At 62.9% G+C, this 18,561-nt stretch carries 18 protein-coding genes; 9 read left to right on the plus strand and 9 right to left on the minus strand.

The genetic code is table 11. The features are described 5' to 3' along the window. Positions 1-49 precede the first annotated feature (49 nt). From GGD66_RS09165 to GGD66_RS09200, 8 genes are all read right to left on the minus strand, one after another. Positions 50-685, minus strand: coding sequence for a response regulator transcription factor (locus GGD66_RS09165; RefSeq protein WP_028143785.1), 636 nt, complete (start codon positions 683-685; stop codon positions 50-52). 168 nt (positions 686-853) lie between these two features. Further along, positions 854-1,477, minus strand: coding sequence for a response regulator transcription factor (locus GGD66_RS09170; RefSeq protein ID WP_183257462.1), 624 nt, complete (start codon positions 1,475-1,477; stop codon positions 854-856). 60 nt (positions 1,478-1,537) lie between these two features. Beyond that, positions 1,538-2,746, minus strand: coding sequence for an ATP-binding protein (locus GGD66_RS09175; protein WP_092253162.1), 1,209 nt, complete (start codon positions 2,744-2,746; stop codon positions 1,538-1,540). A gap of 618 nt (positions 2,747-3,364) precedes the next feature. Continuing rightward, positions 3,365-4,186 (minus strand): outer membrane beta-barrel protein, encoded by an 822-nt coding sequence (locus GGD66_RS09180; protein WP_183257463.1) that lies wholly within the window; start codon positions 4,184-4,186, stop codon positions 3,365-3,367. Positions 4,187-4,331: 145 nt separating this feature from the next. Then, complete coding sequence (arcA, locus tag GGD66_RS09185; protein ID WP_183257464.1) at positions 4,332-5,594, minus strand: arginine deiminase; 1,263 nt, start codon at positions 5,592-5,594, stop codon at positions 4,332-4,334. Positions 5,595-5,620: 26 nt separating this feature from the next. After that, the gene (locus GGD66_RS09190) at positions 5,621-7,054 is read right to left on the minus strand and encodes a basic amino acid/polyamine antiporter (RefSeq protein WP_183257465.1); all 1,434 of its coding nucleotides are present in this window, start codon (positions 7,052-7,054) and stop codon (positions 5,621-5,623) included. Between the two features lie 143 nt (positions 7,055-7,197). Further along, complete coding sequence (locus GGD66_RS09195; RefSeq protein WP_183257466.1) at positions 7,198-10,263, minus strand: efflux RND transporter permease subunit; 3,066 nt, start codon at positions 10,261-10,263, stop codon at positions 7,198-7,200. After that, a complete protein-coding gene (locus GGD66_RS09200) occupies positions 10,260-11,366 on the minus strand; it encodes an efflux RND transporter periplasmic adaptor subunit (protein WP_246788797.1) in 1,107 nt (368 codons plus the stop codon). The genes GGD66_RS09195 and GGD66_RS09200 overlap by 4 nt, the downstream gene beginning before the upstream one ends. A 273-nt stretch (positions 11,367-11,639) precedes the next feature. On the opposite strand from GGD66_RS09200, the gene GGD66_RS09205 reads away from it, so the two are divergent. Next, on the plus strand, positions 11,640-11,840 hold the full coding sequence (locus GGD66_RS09205; protein ID WP_018318095.1) for a DUF3551 domain-containing protein: 201 nt from the start codon (positions 11,640-11,642) through the stop codon (positions 11,838-11,840). A 206-nt stretch (positions 11,841-12,046) separates the two neighbouring features. Further along, entirely contained in the window at positions 12,047-12,550 is a 504-nt protein-coding gene (locus tag GGD66_RS09210) for a DUF1269 domain-containing protein (RefSeq protein WP_018318096.1), read from the plus strand. A gap of 19 nt (positions 12,551-12,569) precedes the next feature. Here the strand turns inward: GGD66_RS09210 and GGD66_RS09215 are convergent, their stop codons facing one another. Beyond that, the gene (locus GGD66_RS09215; RefSeq protein ID WP_183257467.1) at positions 12,570-13,280 is read right to left on the minus strand and encodes a Bax inhibitor-1/YccA family protein; all 711 of its coding nucleotides are present in this window, start codon (positions 13,278-13,280) and stop codon (positions 12,570-12,572) included. Between the two features lie 241 nt (positions 13,281-13,521). On the opposite strand from GGD66_RS09215, the gene GGD66_RS09220 reads away from it, so the two are divergent. From GGD66_RS09220 to GGD66_RS09250, 7 genes are all read left to right on the plus strand, one after another. Next, entirely contained in the window at positions 13,522-13,725 is a 204-nt protein-coding gene (locus tag GGD66_RS09220; protein ID WP_018318098.1) for a DUF6894 family protein, read from the plus strand. Between the two features lie 131 nt (positions 13,726-13,856). After that, positions 13,857-15,296 carry a basic amino acid/polyamine antiporter gene (locus tag GGD66_RS09225; RefSeq protein ID WP_183257468.1) on the plus strand — a complete coding sequence of 480 codons (1,440 nt, stop codon included), beginning with the start codon at positions 13,857-13,859 and terminating at the stop codon, positions 15,294-15,296. Between the two features lie 31 nt (positions 15,297-15,327). Further along, on the plus strand, positions 15,328-15,570 hold the full coding sequence (locus GGD66_RS09230; protein WP_183257469.1) for a hypothetical protein: 243 nt from the start codon (positions 15,328-15,330) through the stop codon (positions 15,568-15,570). A 48-nt stretch (positions 15,571-15,618) separates the two neighbouring features. Further along, complete coding sequence (locus GGD66_RS09235) at positions 15,619-16,731, plus strand: AI-2E family transporter (protein ID WP_179735938.1); 1,113 nt, start codon at positions 15,619-15,621, stop codon at positions 16,729-16,731. Further along, positions 16,728-17,315 (plus strand): hypothetical protein, encoded by a 588-nt coding sequence (locus GGD66_RS09240; RefSeq protein WP_183257470.1) that lies wholly within the window; start codon positions 16,728-16,730, stop codon positions 17,313-17,315. Before GGD66_RS09235 ends, GGD66_RS09240 begins: the two co-directional genes overlap by 4 nt. Beyond that, entirely contained in the window at positions 17,316-17,801 is a 486-nt protein-coding gene (locus GGD66_RS09245) for a DUF992 domain-containing protein (RefSeq protein WP_183257471.1), read from the plus strand. Positions 17,802-17,972: 171 nt separating this feature from the next. Then, complete coding sequence (locus GGD66_RS09250) at positions 17,973-18,530, plus strand: HdeD family acid-resistance protein (RefSeq protein WP_018318104.1); 558 nt, start codon at positions 17,973-17,975, stop codon at positions 18,528-18,530. Positions 18,531-18,561 lie beyond the last annotated feature (31 nt).

Genomic DNA, 18,561 nt, shown 5'->3' on the forward strand with positions numbered 1-18,561 from the left:
CGAGGCGCAAACTCCGGCGCCTTTCGCGACTGCCGACATCAGCATCTGTTCAGGGCAAGACCAACTTCTTGCGGATCGCATAGCGGACGAGCTCAGCGGTGGACGACATCCTGAGCTTGCGCATGGCCGAGGCGCGATGGGTCTCGACGGTCTTCACACTCAATTTCAGGATGGAGCTGATCGACCTGTTGGTATGCCCCTCCGCGATCAGCTGGACCACGCTCTGCTCGCGCGAAGTCAGCAGCATGTCGGCCCGATTCTCCTTGTTGCCCTGGTAGTCGTGCAGCAGCCTCTCCAGCAGGATGCTGGTGAAGTAGGGCCTGCCGTCCAGCAGGGCCTCGATGGCGGAAATGAGGTGCTTGCGTGCGTCTGACTTGAACAGAAACCCGCGTACCCCGGCCAGAATGGCTTCAGTCAGAAGCTCTTCGCTCTCGTGCATCGTCAGGATCAGAACCTGCGCGCCAAGGTGGAGCGCCTTGAGGCGGCGACTGACCTCCAACCCGTTCATGACCGGCATGGAATAATCGACGATCACGATGTCCGGCCTGGTCTCGAGCGCCAGCGCGACCGCCTGCTCGCCATCGGTCGCCACGCCGCTCACGATCCAGCTGGAATGCGCTTCGATGATTGCACGCAGCCCGGAACGCACAACTTCATGATCATCCGCAATCAAGATGCGTTTCACCGTGTCGTTCCCGTTGGCCGACCCTTGCGCTTCCGGGCCGATACCGGCAGCAAACCGGCAGCACAGTCGAACGATCATAGGGAGCGTGGCTGGAATCGTTATCCCACAAAACCCTGATATCTCCGGGCGAAGGTACCGACGCCCGTATTGCTCGCCAATATCGCCGTTTCAAGCCTCGACCAGCCCGGTCCGAACGGCGTACCGGACCAGCCCCGCCGTCGAGTTCACCTCCAGCTTGCGCATCGCGGCTGCCCGATGGGCCTCGGTGGTCTTGACGCTGAGGTCGAGGATCGCACTGATGCCCTTGTTGCTGTATCCCTCCGCGACCAGCTTGACGACCAGTTGCTCGCGGGCCGTGAGTTCGTGATGCCGCTCGCCGTTGGTCCGCGGCGCATGGTCGAGTTCGGTCTTCCGGGGCCAGAATGGCCGGTGCAGCATCAAGGCTTCGACAGCTGCGACAAGCAGCTTGTTGGCGTCGGACTTCACCAGGAACGCACGCGCCCCCGCCTCGAATGCCTGCTGGGCAAGCAGGCCCGAATTGTGCACCGTGAAGATCAGCACCTCGGTCTGCAGCGGATACTCTCTGATCCGCCGCGCCACCTCGACGCCGGTCATGCGCGGCATCGAGAAGTCGACGATGGCGACGTGGGGCCGGCTTTCGATCGCGGCTGCTACCGCCATGCCGCCGTCATTCACCTCGGCGACCACCTCCCAATCCACCCGTTGCTCGAGCACCGCCCGCAAGCCCGACCGTACCGCCTCATGATCATCCGCGATGAGAATTCGCTTCATGGCAGAGCACTCCGAATCCGCATCGGCGATGGGCCGTGACCCCGGCCCGCCGCCCCGCGGTTAGTGTTTTTTCGCTGATTGTGCGCCTGCGCGGGCCCTTGCATTTGTCGTGGCCCCGCGGCGATTGGCCCTGTTCGCCGGGGGAGCATAGGGAAATACTGCGCACAGCACCGTGCCGGCATGCCGGGGCGCGCGACTGGATTGGATGTCGAGCGTACCTCCGATCTCGTGCAGCCGTGCTTGCATCGCCGGAATTCCGACACCAACAGAGACCGCGCTCCTGCCGAAACCCGGCGGGAGCCCAATTCCATTGTCGCTGAGCGTCAGGTGAAACCGGCCGTCCGCGGTATCGATGACGATGGCCACCTCGGTCGCGTTCGCATGACGGAAGACGTTCGTCAGCGCTTCCTGGACGACCCGCAGCAACGTTCGTTTCGTCTCGTAAGGCAACCGATCCACATCCGGCACGATGTCGACACTCGCGCGCAACGACGTGCGCGCCGCAAATCCCTCCGCGTACCGCTCGATCGCAGCCTTCAGGCCCTCACCGGCGAGGTTCCGGGGATGCAGCAGATAGGCAAAGGCGCGGATTTCCCGGAGGGCTTCATCGATCGATGCATCGATTTCGTCGCAGAGCCGCTCGGCCAAGTCCGGTTCGCCGATGCTGCTCCGGATCCGCATGAGACCGAGACTCGCGGCAATCAGGTGCTGGCAGGTCGAATCATGGAGATCGGAGGCTATCCGCTGCTGGATGCCTTCCTGGATCGATACCAGGCCGAGATTCACGTCGAGCCCGTTGCCCTGTCCGACCCCGCTCTCGAACGCGCGGCTGCGCAGGGCGCGGTGGCTGCCGATCAAGCGAACCGCACCACCACACGAAGATTGAACGACCGGAGTTACTACCGTTTCGACGTTCCGGGGCGAGCCGCCGAACGCGAGACGCTGCCGGATCCTGATTTCCGCTCCTTCCGCAACGCACGCCCCCAGCGCCTGGCAGACGATTCTAGCGTCGTCCGCGTTCATGCAATCGAACACATCCATGTCGTAGACGTCTTCCGGCGAGAGACCGAGCCGGGACCCAAACTCCGGATTGATCGCCTCATAGACGAAGCGCCCTTCAGGAGACGGACGCACGACGAAGAGGAGATCAGCCGAAAACGTCCAATAGAGCGCTTCGATCGATTGTTCCGAACCTGTCCGCAGCCAGTTTCCGAGGCCGGTTCGATGCGACTCGCTGGCGGGGGAGACATGTACCTTCACGATACGCACTCACTCTTCTCCGGCGACATCGCGACGCTGACAACAGCATCGCTTGTGTCCGCTCGCCTGTTCGGGGACATCTCCCCTCGCCGGCTCGCGGACGCGCCTTGGAGCCGATCCGACTATACACCCCGGAATCGTCCTACAACAAGAGGTAGCATTTCCATGGGATTAAAATCTTGAATCCGCGACGCGACGTCTGCGCTGCGCGACGAAAGCGGTTCTGCGCGTTCGAATTTGGCGCAACAGAGATTAAAAATGCGGAGTTCCGAGGCAGCGGAGTTCGGAGACAGCGGAGTTCCGAGACAACGAACTCCCGCGCCGATAGGCGGCCATGCCTACCAACGTACCGATGACGCTAGCGGCTGCCGCCACCATTTGCGCCGGACTTCCTCCTGCGTTCCGTCCTTGCTTTCGGGGCCGTTGGAGGCGGTGCAATCTGCAGAGGATGCGATGGCGGCGTCAGACGGTTTGTCGCAGCATCGTCCCGAAGCGCATCGGTATCAAGACGCTGGCTTCGATCGACGGAGTCGCGCGGATCGGCGGCGGCAACGGATGCCGCCGCTATGCCCACAACGATACCGATCAACAGCGACAAGCCTCTTGCGTGCATTGATCGGATACCTCTCAGAATGCGAAGTCCAGACGAGGGCCGATGCGAACGTCCCGATATCGCCGGAGCGGCACGTTCGACGTTCGCGCCTCGTACAGCACGGTCGTCGTGAGCGACACATTGCTCGCAAAATTATACTTCAGACCGACGTCCGCCGAATAGAGCTGATCGCGCCGCCCGCTATTGAGTCCATCGGTGAACCAGTAAGCTTCGAACAACGGCGTGCTCACAATCGACCATTTGGAATCGAGCTTGACCTCGATACCGAGCACGGCGTCAAAGCGCCAGCGGCGCGCCTCCGCCAGGTCGGAAAATCGATAGGTCAGGAGCAGCAATGGCGAAAACGTCGCGTTGTTGAAGCGGAAGTCGCGCGCAACCGAGCCCATCACATCGTTCGAGGTGAAGGCGAGGTCGCGGTAGATTCCGTCAAAATCGTAGCGATGCTCGTAAATGGCGGAGAAGCGCCAGCCGTCCCAATTTTGGGTCAGGCGCCCGCCCATCCGCGCGACGGCAAAGTTGCCGTCCTTCTCCCGCGAAAACGCTTCATATTGCGCGCGTGCATAGAGGCGGTACGACAGGTCATTGCTGAGGTTCCCGTCCAGCCGGACGCTCACGTCGGGCACGTAGTAAACGTCCGACTTGCGGTTGTCGCGGGTAAACAGGGCGTTGTCGGTGAAGGTGGGCGCGATGGAACCGACGACGCTCCAGGATGGTACTGAGGTGTACGGCACAGGGGTCGCGATCGTCTTGAACTCGGTGACATCAAGGTCGGCTGCGCCTGCCGTGCTTGCGCCGAGCAGACCAAAGATCGGCAGAAGAATTCTGGATCTTCGCATGGCGTCCCTCGATGGCTGTCGCGTGCATCGGGATTCGCGTCAGGCTGTGACACGATTGTGGCGTGTTAATGTTCTCGGACTAAATCATGGGTTGATCAGATCGATCATCGTTTCGTAACAGGCCGCAGTGACAGCTGATGCGGGCCTAAAAGTCGACCGCGTCCCTGGTGATCGGACAGGTCATGCAATGACCACCGCCGCGACCACGTCCGAGTTCCGCACCAACGATGGTGACGACCTCGATGCCTTCCTTGCGCAGCAGCGTGTTGGTGTAGGTGTTGCGGTCATAGGCGAACACGACGCCAGGGGATGCGCAGACGAGATTGGCGCCGCTATCCCACTGGGTCCGCTCGCGCATATAGGCATTTCCACCCGTCTCCACCACGCGCAGCTTCTTCAGCCCAAGCGCCTCTGCGACGACCTCGACGAAGGGCTTTTCGTCCTTGCGCAGCTCGATGCCTGCGGAGTTGTCGGCCGGACGGTAGGAAAATGCCGCGATATTGTTGACGATGTCCGGATAAAGCAGCACGCAATCGCGATCGGCGAATGTGAAGACCGTATCCAGATGCATCGCCGCTCGAAGCTTGGGCATGGCAGCCACGATCACGCGCTCGGCCGCCTTCTTCTTGAACAGGGCGGCAGCGAGCTGGCTGATGGCCTGCCGCGAAGTACGCTCGCTCAATCCGATCAGCACGTTGCCTTTTCCGATCGGCATCACGTCGCCGCCCTCGAGCGTCGCAAGGCCGTGATCCTGTGTCGGATCACCCCACCAGACATTGACCTTGCCGGCGAAATCCGGATGGAACTTATAGATCGCGGCGGCGAGGATAGGCTCTTCGTGGCGCGCCGGCCAGAACAGCGAATTCAGCGTAACGCCCCCGTAGATCCAGCAGGTCGTATCGCGCGTGTACAGGGTGTTGGGAAGGGGCGGCAGAAGATACTCGGTCATGCCGGCCGCTTCCCGGATGAGCCTGAGCGTCTCGCCGCCGCGGGCTTCCGGAAAGTCCTGGGTCGACAATCCGCCGATCAGCGTCTCCGCCAGCTCGCGCGGCTTGAGGCTTTCCAGATAGCCGCGCAGCTCGTCGATCAGGCCGAGGCCAACCTGATTGGGGATCACCTGGTTGTCGAGGATCCACGTCCTCGCCTCCGGAATGGCGACCGTGTCGGCGAGGAGATTGTGCATCTCGACGACTTCGATACCTCGATCACGCATCTTCTGCACGAAATCGAAATGATCGCGCTTGGCGTTGTCGACCCATAGGACGTCGTCGAACAGCAAGGTGTCGCAGTTCGTCGGCGTCAGACGTTGATGAGCCCGCCCCGGCGAACAGACCAGCACCTTGCGCAGCTGGCCGACTTCCGAATGAACACCGAAGGGAATCCCTGCATCCGATGTCTGCTTTGTCATGAGGCCTATCTCCGGAATTGCTCCGTTCAGATCGTGATGTAGCCGGTGGCCAGGCCATGAACGCCGATCACCGCGCCGATCGCAACGACAATGAAGATGATCCACTCGACGAAGGTGAAGACTCTCGCCTTCTGCTCGAGGCGCGCCCACAAATACAGTGCCGTGCCGGGCGCGTAGAGGATGGCCGACAGCAGCAGATATTTCATGCCGGCCGCATAGATCAGGAAGAGCGTGTAGATCAGCGCAATGCCGGTAAAGACCAGCCCGCTTCGACGCTCGTCCGGACGCTTCTCATAGGTCTCGCCCCGCTTGACCAGCAGGAGCCCGTAGGCGGCGACCAGGAAAAACGGGATCAAATTCATGACGCTCGTCAGATTGAGCATCAGCGAGAAGGCGTCCCGCGACCAATAGGTGCTGATGACGAAGAGCTGGACGACGATGTTGGTCAGCCACAGAGCCGCAGCCGGGACCTTGTTCTCGTTCTCGGTGCCGAACAGGGCCGGCATATCCCTGGTGCGGCCGGCGGCCGAAAGAACTTCGGTGCAGATCAAGCTCCAGGCGAGATAAGCCCCGAGCACCGAAACCAGAAGTCCGATGCTGACGAAGACCGCGCCCCAATGCCCGACCACGGCCTCCAGCACCGCCGCCATGGACGGCTGTCGCATCTCGGCGATGTCGGCGCGCGGCAGCACGGCGTAGGGCAGCATGGTGACGAGCACCATCAGGCTGGTCACCATCACAAAGCCGATGATCGTCGCCGCCCCGACATGGGATCGCTCCTTGGCATAGCGGGAATAGACGCTGGCCCCCTCGATCCCGAGGAACACGAACACCGTGACCAGCATGGTCGCGCGGATCTGCTCGAAGAGCCCCTTGTCCGGCATGTCCTCGCCACCCCAGAAATTGTCGCTGAACTGGTCGGCCTTGAAGGCGAAGATCAGGATGACGATAAAGACCAGGATCGGCACGATCTTGGCGATCGTCACGATGGTGTTGATCGCGGCGGCCTGTTGCACGCCACGCAGGATCATGAAATGGAAGAGCCAGATCCCGATCGAGGCGACGATGATGGCGGTGACGGTATTGCCGTCACCGAACACGGGAAAGAACGCGCCCAAGGTCGACTTGATCAGGACCCAATACGACACGTTGCCAATGCAACTTCCCATCCAGTAGCCAAGCGCCGAGAGGAAGCCGGGATAATCGCCGAAACCCGCTTTCGCATAGGCGTAGACACCGGCGTCGAGTTCAGGCTTTCGCTCTGCCAATGACTGAAACACGCGCGCCAGCGTGTACATGCCACCACCGGCGATGCACCAGGCGAAGATGGCGCCGAATTGACCGGTTGCGATGCCGAAAGTGCGCGGCAGTGAGAAGATGCCGGAACCGACCATGGAGCCGACCACCATGGCCGTCAGAGCAAACAGCGAAAGCTTCTGGATCGACGGCGTCGCGCTCATGTGAAGGCCTCGGACCGCGAACGATGGTCGGCGCAGCGGCCGCGTCGCTCGCTGCGAGCCGGACGATGCGCCGTGGAGCGCGCATGGCCAATCAGGTGATTACCTAGTCGAGGTCCGGGATTACCCTCACCGCCCACACGCCCTCAGGCCGCGAACGAAGAACCGGAAGCTTCGGCCGGCTCCTTTCCGCCGAACCATGCCACATACAGTGTCGGCAGGAAGACCAGGGTCAGACCTGTCGCAACCAGCAGGCCGCCCATGATCGCAAAGGCCATCGGCCCCCAGAACACCGTCGGAGCAATCGGGATCATGCCGAGAACGGTGGAGACGGCCGTCAGCATGATTGGACGAAAGCGGGAACTGCTGGCATCCACCGCGGCCTGCCAGGGTCCCTTCCCCAGTGAACGCTCCGCCTCGATCTGGCCGATCAGGATGACCGCGTTCTTGCTGATCATGCCGAGCAGAGCAAGCACACCGAGAATGGCGACGAAGCCCAACGGCCGCCCCGACAACAGCAGCGCTGCGACGACGCCGATCAGACCGAGCGGTGCAACGCTGACGACCATCAACAATCGCGGAAAGCTCTGCAACTGGGCCATCAGGACCGTGAACATGACGAACAGCATCACGGGCACCACCGCCATGACGGACGCCTGCGAATTCCGGCTTTCCTCCACCGTGCCACCGACCACGACGCGGTATGAAGCCGGCAGCGCCGCCTTCAGCTTTGCCATGGCCGCGGCCTGCCTGTTGACGACCGTCTCCGGCAGCACACGGTCGGCAATGGCCGCCCGAACCGTGAGCGTGGGCTCGCGGTCTCGTCGCCAGATCAGCGGAAACTCCTGATCATACTCGAACGATGCAAGCTGGCTCAATGGAACGGTCCGGCCACCCGCGATCGGCATCTGCAACGTGCGTAAGCTCGCCAGCGAGACGCGCTGTTCATCGGTTGCGCGGACCACCACATCGACCAGGTAGATATCGTCCCGCACCTGCGTGACCGGCGTGCCGGATATCACGGTGTTCAGAACGGTGGAAATCGTCTGCGAACTGAGGCCGAGAAGTCGGGCCTCGTCCTGGTTGACGCGAATCCGCACCTGGCGATCGGGCTCCATCCAGTCGAAATTCACGCTCTTGGCGGCCGGATCGGCCCCGACGATCCGTGCGACCTCGAGCGCGATGTCGCGCACCCACTCGACGTCCGGACCGCTGACGCGATACTGCAGTGGCCATCCGACCGGGGGACCGAGGCCGAGCGGAGACACCGACGAGATCGCGTTCGGAAACTCATCGGCGAGGAATCGTTCCAGCTTGCCATGCAGCCGCTCACGCGCCCCGATGTCTTTGGCCACGACGACCGCCTGCGTGAAGAAGTCGTTCGGCAATTCGACGCTGAGCGGCAGATAGAACCGGATCGCACCGCGCCCGACATAGGTGCTCCAATGCGCGACATCGGGATCCCCCGTCAGCATCTTGTCCAGACGCTTTGCCGCGGTTTCGCTGGCAAAAATCGACGAGTTCTGCGGCAGGCTGAGATCGACCAGCAGTTCCGGCCGATCGGAGGACGGAAAGAACTGTTGCGGAATGAGCGGCAGCGCGAGCACGGAGGCGACGAACAGCGCGGCGGTCCCACCGAGGGTCAGCCATTTGGCGCGGATCGCCGATATCAGCAAGCGTCGATACAGCCGGAATACCCGTCCGGGAGCCGCAGCGCCCTTCTGCTTGGGCGGGACAAGGATGGCAACGCCGAGCAGTGGCGCGAAGGTCACCGCGACGAACCAGGACGCCAGCAGCGCGATCGCGACCACCGCGAACAGCGAGAACGTGTATTCGCTCGCGGCGCTGGCGGCAAAGCCGACCGGAATGAAGCCCGCGATCGTCACGAGCGTCCCCGCAAGCATGGCCAGCGCGTGGGTCCGAAAGGCGTAGCTGGCGGCCTCGACCTTGCTGTCGCCCAACGCCAGGCGAATGAGCGTGGCATCCGTCGTCGTCATGGCGTCATCGACCAGCAGGGCAAGCGCAATGATCAGGGCCCCTAGCGATATCCGCTGCATGTCGATCTGAAGCACCGCCATGACCGGAAACACGACCGCGAGCGTGAGCGGGATCGCCAGCGCGATGATCAGGCCCGGACGAACCCCAAGGCTGATGAAGCTCACGGCCAGAATGATGGCGATCGCCTGCACCAACGAGGTCATGAACTCGCCGACCGCCTTGCCCACGACGACGGCTTGGTCGGCCACCAGGCTGGGCTCGATCCCGATCGGCAGATCAGCGGTGATCCGCGCCATCGCCGCCTTGACGTTCCTGCCGAGCGCGAGGATGTCGCCGCCGTCGCGCATGGCGATGGCAAGCCCGATCGCCGGGCGGCCATTGATCCGGAACAGCGGCTGGGGTGGATCGGCATAGCCCCGCCGCACCATCGCAAGGTCGCTGAGGCGCAGCATGCGACCGCCGGCGGCGAAGTTGATATCGGCGATGTCCTGCTCGGACAGGAAGCTGCCCGACACCTGCAGCGATATCCGCTCGGTGCCGGTCTGAATCGTTCCAGCCGGCATCACGATATTCTGCGTCCGCAACGCCGCGATCAGAGCCGTGCGATCGACACCGAGATTTGCGAGCTCCTGCTTGGAGAACTCGACGAAGATCACCTCCTCCCGTACGCCCAGCAGCTCGATCTTCGCGACATCCGGCACAGCCAGGAGCTGCGAACGGATCGCCTCGACCCGGTCACGCAGCTCGCGTTGCTCGAAGCCATCGCTGGTAAAGCCATAGACGATGCCAAAGGTGTCGCCGAAATCGTCGTCGAAGAACGGCCCGACGACACCGGCAGGCAGCGTATGGCGAATGTCGCCGATCGTCTTCCGCACGTGGTACCAGGTATCGGAGACATCCCGCGCATTGGTGCTTCCCTTGAGGTTCACGAAGATGGTCGTGAGGCCTGGCCGGGTGAAGCTGCGCAGGAAATCCAGATGCGGGGTCTCCTGCAATTGGCGCTCGAGGCGCTCCGTCAGCTGCTTCATCGTCTCGTCGGCCGTCGCCCCTGGCCAGACGGCATGAACGACCATGGTCCGGATCGTGAAGGCGGGATCCTCGTTCCGGCCCAGCCGGAAATATGACAGGACGCCGGCGGCCACCGCTATCAGCATGAGGTAGACGACCAGCGAGCGTCGCCCCAGGGCCCATTCCGAAAGGTTGAATCCACTCATCGCCCCGACCCGAGCACGCGCACCTTCTGGCCTGGATGAAGTGCCTGAACGCCTGCGGTCACGACGATCTCGCCGCTATCAAGCCCTTGCGCGACGATCACCTGCGCCTGGTCGAACCGCAGCACGTCGACGTTCCGCACTGAGACCGTATTGGCCGAGGGATCGAAGACCCAGACGGCCGGCTGTTGATTCATCCTCGTCAGCGCGGTTGCGGGAATGCCGATCATCGGGCCGGAGTTCGCCTCGGCGCGCCCGATCACGGTCGCCCCGAGCCGCATCGCAGCCGGCGGATCGGTAAGGCCCACCTTGACCTCGAAGGTCCGCGTGACCGGGTTGGCCTGGGCGGCGACCTGCCGGATGCGCCCTTGTGCCGTCACTGCCGGATCGTCCGTGAGCGCGACCGTTACCTGCAGATTGGCAGGCGCCGCTCTCACCAGTTGGGCGGGCACATCGAAGACCGCATCGCGACCGTCCTGGCGAGCGATCTTCGCAATCGTCTGCCCGGCCTGAACGACCTCGCCGGCGGCGGGGCCGGTTTCGGTGACCTTGCCCGGCGCATCGGCGCGCAGCTCGGTAAAGCCAACTTGATCGTGGGCGGCGCTCAACTGGGCTTCGGCCATATCGAGCTGCGATTGGGCGGTCTGCTGCGCCTGCGTCGCGGCTTCGAAGTTGGCGCGGGTGGTCCAACCCTGCGCCAGCAGCGTCTGCTGACGCTCGAAATGATTGCGGGCCTGAGTGAGCTGGCCTTGCGCAGCAGCAAGTGCCGCCTGCGCCTGGCGTAGCGCGTTCGCTTCGTTCTGCGCTTCCAGTTGCGCCAGAAGCTGGCCGGCCTGGACGCGATCACCAAGCCGGGTGTTGTTCGAAAGCAGCCGCCCGCCGATTCGAAATGCGATGCTTACCTCGTCCTCCGCCTCGATACGCCCCGTAAACGTGAACGGCGTTAACTGCTCGCGCTTCTCGACCGTGGTCGTGCGAACCGGACGTGGCGCCGGGGGCGCATCCTCCACCGGGTCTCTTTCACAGGCGGCAACCAGCAGCGTGGTAACCGCTGCGACAAGCGCGATGTTCAGCGGCCGCATCGGCATGACATGATCATCGGTCAACTGCTCCGCTGACGATCTTGTCGATAGATCATCTCGCTTCCATCGGTAAATCTACTGAGCGATCACAGATGCAATCGTGGTCCGGAGACCCTTCCGGCAGCAGTCAGAAGATTCCCAGGGCAACGTCAGGCAATCACCCGATACCGGAAACGCCGCAAGCGGTGCATTAAGGCTGCACCTGCTCCCGCCGCGGCGCGTTCGCCAAAGCAGCAGGTGGCAAGGGAACCGGCCGCTCAGGCTCCGAATGATTCACACGACGACAGGAGGATCGACATGAGAAAGCTGGCTTTGCTGTCCGCGGCCATCTTCATTGCGCTCAGCGCGATGGGTTCGACGACGCCCGTACAGGCGCAGGATCTGGCATGGTGCTCGAAGATCAAGGGAATGCTCAACTGCATGTATGAGACCCGCTCCCAATGCCGCGCATCGGTGAGCGGGCGCCAGGGCACCTGCGTGCAAAATCGCCGCCGCTGACGGCAGCGCTCAGTCCGATATCGGCCGGGCGGCGTAAATGACGTGCTGTTGGTTGTCGTACGCCACCCGGATTCGGCATTTGCCAACTGTGCCTGCCCCATCGGGACATTCCTCCGCCAACGTCCGGGGTTTCCTCCAATCGCGGCGGGTCTCCTTGCACGGTAGCATCGACTGCTCCCTCGCATTTGGATCAACGGGAGGTGTCAATGTCCGATCTTGTCGCGATCGTGTATCCGTCGGAAGCAAAGGCAGAAGAAGTCCGCCAGCAGCTGTTCAGGCTGCAGAAGGAATATCTGATCACAATCAGCGACGCCGTGATTGCCGTTAAGACGGACGCGGGCGGCATCAAGCTCAATCAACTCGTCAATACCACTGCCATGGGCGCAATGACGGGAAGCTTCTGGGGCCTTCTCATCGGCGTCCTGTTCCTGAACCCGATCCTCGGAGTCGCGGTGGGCGCCGCGTCCGGCGCGCTCGGCGGCGCGCTCTCGGATTTCGGCATCGACGACGCCTTCATGAAGAGCCTGTCGACCAGCCTCCAGCCCGGCAACGCGGCCCTGTTCGTCCTGATCAAGCACATGACGGCGGACAAGGTAATCAACGAGATCAAGAGCGCCGGCGGCGTTGTGCTCAAGACGTCACTCGACGAGACGAAGGAAAAGCTCCTTCGCGATGCGCTGACGAGTGCGGTGGAGCGGCCGGCGGCCTGAAGCCGCCGTCCTCCCCATCTCAGCGCCGGCCGCCTGCAAGCCGCAACAGCATCATGAAGAGGTTGATGAAATTCAGATAGAGCGACAGCGCCGCGATGACCGACTTGCGACCCGCAGCGGTATGGTCATCCGCGCTGTCGTACATCGCCTTGATCCGCTGCGTGTCGTAGGCGGTAAGCCCGGCAAATACGCCGACGCCAACGATCGAGATCAGCCAGTCGAGCGCGCTCGAGGACAGAAAGATGTTGATCAGGCTTGCGATGATGACGCCGATCAACCCCATGAACAGGAACGTACCCAGCCCGGAGAGATCGCGTCGCGTCGTATACCCGAACGCACTGAGCGCTCCGAAACTCGCGGCGGCGATGAAGAAGACCCGGGCAATCGACGAGTCCGTGTAGATGTGGAACAATGTCGAGAGCGATACGCCGACCAAGGCTGCGTAGAGGAAGAACAGCAGCCGTGCCGTCGACACGGACAGCGTGTTGATGCGCGAGCCGATGAAGAACACCAGCCCCAACGGCGCCAGAATGAAGACCCACATCAAAGGACTCTGCAGCAGTGCCGGGCCTGTGACCTGATAGGTCAGCCAGGCCACAACGGCGGTCAAGCCGACGCCCGCGGCCATGTGAGCGTAGATGCGGAGCATGTATTCATGCAGGCCGGCGTCCACCGCAAACGCACTGCCAGTCGTCTCTGCCGCAGTCAGGTCTTGATCGAAATTTGACACATCCGCCTCCTCAGGACTTTGCCGAGGGAGGCGACACTAATCCTCGGGCTTCCGGAGCGGCATCGGACAATCACCCGAATGCCGCCCGTGGAAATTACCCTTCTCTGTCGCAACTGCGGGCATCGCAGCGACGCCGCACATTACCGATGCGAGAGCTTGGAACGACGTCTAAGCCTTTTGGCCTACGCTCCTTACAGCTTTGTCACTTGGAAGCCGGGCGGGTCGCGATCTAACCCATGCCATGCGCTTCTTCTTTCACATCGCCGACAAATACGGCCTCTTTCCCGACGGGATCGGACAGGACTGCCGAGATCAGGATGCAGCCATCCTGCACGCCAGGCGCCTCGCCGCCGAGCTCGCCAAGGCCGGTGAATTCTGCCGCGGCGGCGTCGTGCTTGTGGCCAGCCCGCCGCAGACGGCTTGCGGAGCCCCGGGCGGCGGCTGATTTTTCTGCCCTCACCTCCTACAGAGAATCCCTGATGTGCGCATGCGGCAGACACTTCTAAGGTCGTCCGCGGGGGGCGGTCGGCAGATGTGACCACCGCCGCGCTCCGGATTGGGAGGCCACCTTCCGTCATGGCGTCTTCGTCGAACGAGGCCGATCAAGAGCTTTCCCGCAACGCGTTGATTGCGCTTGTGATCGGATCGATGGTGGGATCCGGTATCTTCGCCCTGCCGGCTGCCTTCGGACGCGCCACCGGCGCCTTCGGTGCGATCATCGCATGGATCATCGCAGGGACGGGCATGCTTATGCTGGCGCTCGTTTTCCAGTCGCTGTCGCAGCGCAAACCGGAACTGGATGCCGGCATTTATGCCTACGCCAAGGCCGGATTCGGCGACTACATCGGATTCGCCTCGGCAGCCGGCTACTGGATCGGCTGCTGTCTTGCCGACGTCGCCTGTCTCATTCTGATCAAGGCCACACTCGGGCAGTTCTTTCCGATCTTTGGCGACGGCACGACACCGACGGCCATTGCATCGGCGACACTGCTTCTGTGGAGTGTGCACTTTCTAGTCCTGCGGGGCATCAGGGGCGCGGCCAGGCTCAACACGATTGCAACCTTCGCAAAGATCGTTCCGATACTCCTGTTCATCGTCGTGGCCGCGTTCGTTCTAGATCGCGACCTGTTGGTGCGGAATTTCTGGGGAACGGAGCCGCCGAGTCTCGGACAGGTGCTGAGCCAGGTACGCTCTACGATGCTGCTTACCGTATTCGTCTTCGTCGGCGTCGAGGGCGCGAGCGTCTATTCGCGCTACGCCAGGAATCGCGCGGACATCGGCATTGCAACGGTGGTGGGCTTTCTGAGCGTTCTCTGCCTGCTCGTCCTGGTGACGCTGCTCTCCTACGGCGTGTTGCCGCGGAACGAGCTGGCGGATCTTTCAACGCCGTCGATGGCAGGCGTGATGGAATCAATGGTCGGGCGCTGGGGCAACGTGTTCATCAGCGTGGCGCTGTTGATCTCGATCCTCGGCAACTATCTGTCCTGGTCGCTGCTCGCCGCGGAGATCCTGCATTCGGCGGCGATACACCACACGATGCCGTCCTTTCTCGCGCGTGAGAATGCGAACAAGGTTCCTGTGGGTGCGCTCTGGCTGACCAACTGCGTGATCCAGGCGTTTCTGCTCGTCAGCTGGTTCGCCGAATATGCCTTCACGCTCGCACTCAAGATGACGAGTGCGATGACGCTGATCCCGTACGTCCTCGTCGCGGCCTATGGCCTCAAGCTCGCATCGACCGGCGAGACCTATAACGCCGGCGAGCGCGCCCGCACGACCGATTGGATCCGCGCCGCCGTTGCGACGCTCTACGCCGCCGCGATGATCTACGCCGGCGGCCCGAAGTTTCTCCTGCTGTCCTCGATCCTCTACGCGCCCGGAACCTTGCTGTTCCTGATGGCCAAACGCGAGCGCAAGGAAAGCACCTTCACGAGAACCGAAGCCATCCTGTTTGCAGCGGTCGCAATCGCGGCGGGCGGCGGAGTCTATGGGCTCGCCGTCGGTGCCCTTTCGATCTGACCCAGCGTCTTTGAATTGTAGGGAGGCGAACATGAACATGACGATCACGCGTTGCAGCTTGCTGCTCGCCGGGTTGCTGGCCGTCACGGCGCCACCCACCGTCACGCTCGCGCAATCGAAGGACAACAGCGCGGCGATGGCAAAGGAGACCGGCACCGCCGCATCCAAAAAGCAGGCGCCCCCGAACACCAACACCAATCCGACAAAGCACCGGTACTGGCGTCATCGCGGTGGCAGACACCCGCATTATGGCAGCCGGCGCCTTCGCACCTGAGACCTCGTAGTGGCCCCTTCAATGGATCAACCTGACAGCGATTCCCGGATGCGCTCCCTAAACTACCGAGAACTCCCTCGGCACGAGACCGCTGTCGACGAGACCGGAGAGGCCGGACGGCCAAGTCTGCTGGCCGTCGGTCTCACCCTGCTCGCCGCCGGCATCGCTTTGTTCCTGATCTGGCAAACGGTCTCCAGCCTCCTGATTGTCTTCGCCGGGGTGCTGTTCGCCGCCTTTCTGGACGCCTTGGCGCGAACCTTGGCGCCGGTCCTTCCACTCAAACGAGCCTGGCGGTTGACGCTCGTTGTCCTGCTTCTGTCCGCGCTCTCCTGCTTTGGCCTCGCCTGGGGCGCGCGCAAGCTGCCGGAACAGACGCGTCTGCTTCTGAAAGTGATGGATGCGCAGGTCGACCTGCTCCAGGAGCACCTGCTGTCGTATGGTGTCGACCTGCTCGGCCCGGAATGGGGCCGCGACTTTGCACAATGGCTATTCGCCGATCAGGGCCGGTTCTTCAGCCACGCTCAATTTCTGCTCGGCGGAGCATCGAGCGTTCTGACCGCCGTGCTGGTGATCCTGTTCCTCGGCATTCTCTTCGCTTTCGATCCCACCGGCCACCGCGAAAGCGTGATCGCGCTGGTCAGGCATTCCCATCGCGCCCGTGCGCGCGCCGTGATGGACGAGATGGGCAACGTCATGCGGCTGTGGTTCGTCGGACAATTGATCCGCATCATGCTGATGACGTTGTGCGTGTGGCTCGCGCTCTATCTTATCGGGCTGCCCGGTCCCTTCGTGCTTGGACTTCAGGCCGGTCTGTCCAACTTCATTCCCTATCTCGGGCCGATCGTTGCCGCGATCCCCATCGCGCTCGTCGCGATGCCGCTCGGCGCATCGCCCCTGATCTGGGCGGTCGCCGTGTACACCATCATCCAGTCGATCGAAGGCTACGTGATCGGCCCACTGATCCAGCGCCAGGCAGTCGAGACCCCGCCGGCGTGGACACTGGTTGCGATCGTCCTTCTCGGCGCTCAGTTCGGCGTCATGGGCGTCGCGGTCGCGATGCCGCTGGTTGCGATCGGTCGGGTTGCGATCGTCAGGTTCTATGTCGAGGACTATCTGGGCGGCGATCCCAAGCCGCCATTAATTGCGAGCGAGCAGCCATGAGCGAATTCGAAGCGCAGCCGAGTGATGCCCCTGCGCGTTCGACGACGGCGCGTTTCCTGTGGCAGCAACTCCCCTACGTCGTCGCGCTGCTGCTCGCCATCGTCGGCGTTGCCTATACCAACGTCTCGCACCAGCCGTTGACCGGCTATTGGGAATTCCTGGCGCTCGCCATCGGCGTCGTCTGCGTTGTCACCAAGTGGCCGGAGATCGAGGGGAAGGAGGGCCAGATCCGGCTGATCTGGACGCAGGCCCTGCACTGGATCGCGGTCCTGATCACGATGAACATCATGCTGATCTCCGGCGTGCAGCAACTGCTTCCGACCCCTGCAACGGGACTCGTCCTGCTGACGTTGCTCGCGCTCGGCACGTTCCTTGCGGGCCTGAGCCTGCTGTCGTTGCAGATCGCCTTCCTTGGCCTTGCGATGGGCGCCGCCGTTCGGGCGATTTCCTGGCTGAAGCAATCCATCTTCTTCTTCCTGCTCGGCGCAGTGCTGCTGATTGGCCTCGCCATCTCGTTCTGGTGGCGTCAGGACGGCAGCCCCTCGCAGAGCGCCAGGGACATCACGAACCACCGGGAGGATTGAATGCGAACGTTGCGATATCTTGCCGCCATTGGCGCATCACTCGTTCTTTGCGCCGTCACCTCGCCCGCGCAAGCCGAGAGATTCAGGGTGGGCAGGCTCCTGTGCTTCTCGGAGCCACGCGTCGGACTGGTGCTTGGATCGACGCAGGCGCTGCGTTGCGTATTCAACGCGCTGCGCCCGCCCCGGCAGTACGTCTACGAGGGGCGGATACGGCGCGTCGGCGTTGATATCGGCGTGACCAGCGCCGGCGCGCTATCGTGGGCCGTCCTCGCCAGGAACTCGCGGATAGGCCCCGGCACGTTGCGCGGCAGTTACGTCGGCGCGAGCGGCAATCTTGCATTCGGTCCCGGCCTCGGCGCCAACGTCCTGGTCGGCGGCTCGCGCAGGAGCGTGATGCTGCAGCCGATCTCGGTCGAACGCTCGATCGGGCTCAATCTCGCGGCTGGCGTAACTCAGCTGACACTGGGACCGCGAGGCGGGCTCTGATCCCGCCGTCTCGGTCCCCGGTTCGGTCCGCTCCTGATGCCGGTTCGCGCAGGGAGAGGATGAGAACATTCCCGCCCCGCTGTTCAGGGTTTCGTCCGATGTCGGCGTCGGGTGTTCGAAGCTAGGATCCGATGCATGCTCGTTCGGGCCGTAACCGCCCAGGAGGATCGCATGACAGTGTATGACAGTCGCGGAAGTCTCGATGCCGTGGTTGCTCCGCCGCTGTGGGTTTGTGCGCTCCTCGGCGTCGTCCTGATCGCCGCCGGCCTGTTCGCGCTCGGCGACCTTGCCTTCGCCACCGTCGTCAGTGTCAAGCTCATCGGGCTCACCGCGATCGCCGCCGGCGCATTCGAGATTGCCCACGCCTTCTGGACCAAGGGGTGGGGCGGGTTCCTTTGGCAAGTCGTGCTCGGCGCGCTCTACCTCGCCTTCGGTGTCGTGCTGCTCACCCAGCCGGTCTCGGGCGCGCTGATCCTGACCTATTTCCTCGGCGCGGTGCTGTTCGCTTCGGGGGTCATTCGATGCGTGCTGAGCTTTGCCTATTGGCGGCAGAACGGATGGATGATGCTGATCTCGGGCGTCTTCGCGGTGATCGCCGGCGTGCTGGTCCTGTTCGGCTTCCCCACCATCAGCGCTTGGGCTCTCGGCTTTCTGTTGGGCGTCGACCTGATTGCTCATGGCCTGGCATGGCTGCTCTACGCGCTGCAATCGGTGCGAACGACCGGATAACAGAGGAGAGAACAACCATGGATGCTCCCAG

Origin of the sequence: Bradyrhizobium sp. CIR48, from assembly GCF_014198315.1 — a bacterium.
Classification (GTDB): Bacteria; Pseudomonadota; Alphaproteobacteria; order Rhizobiales; family Xanthobacteraceae; genus Bradyrhizobium.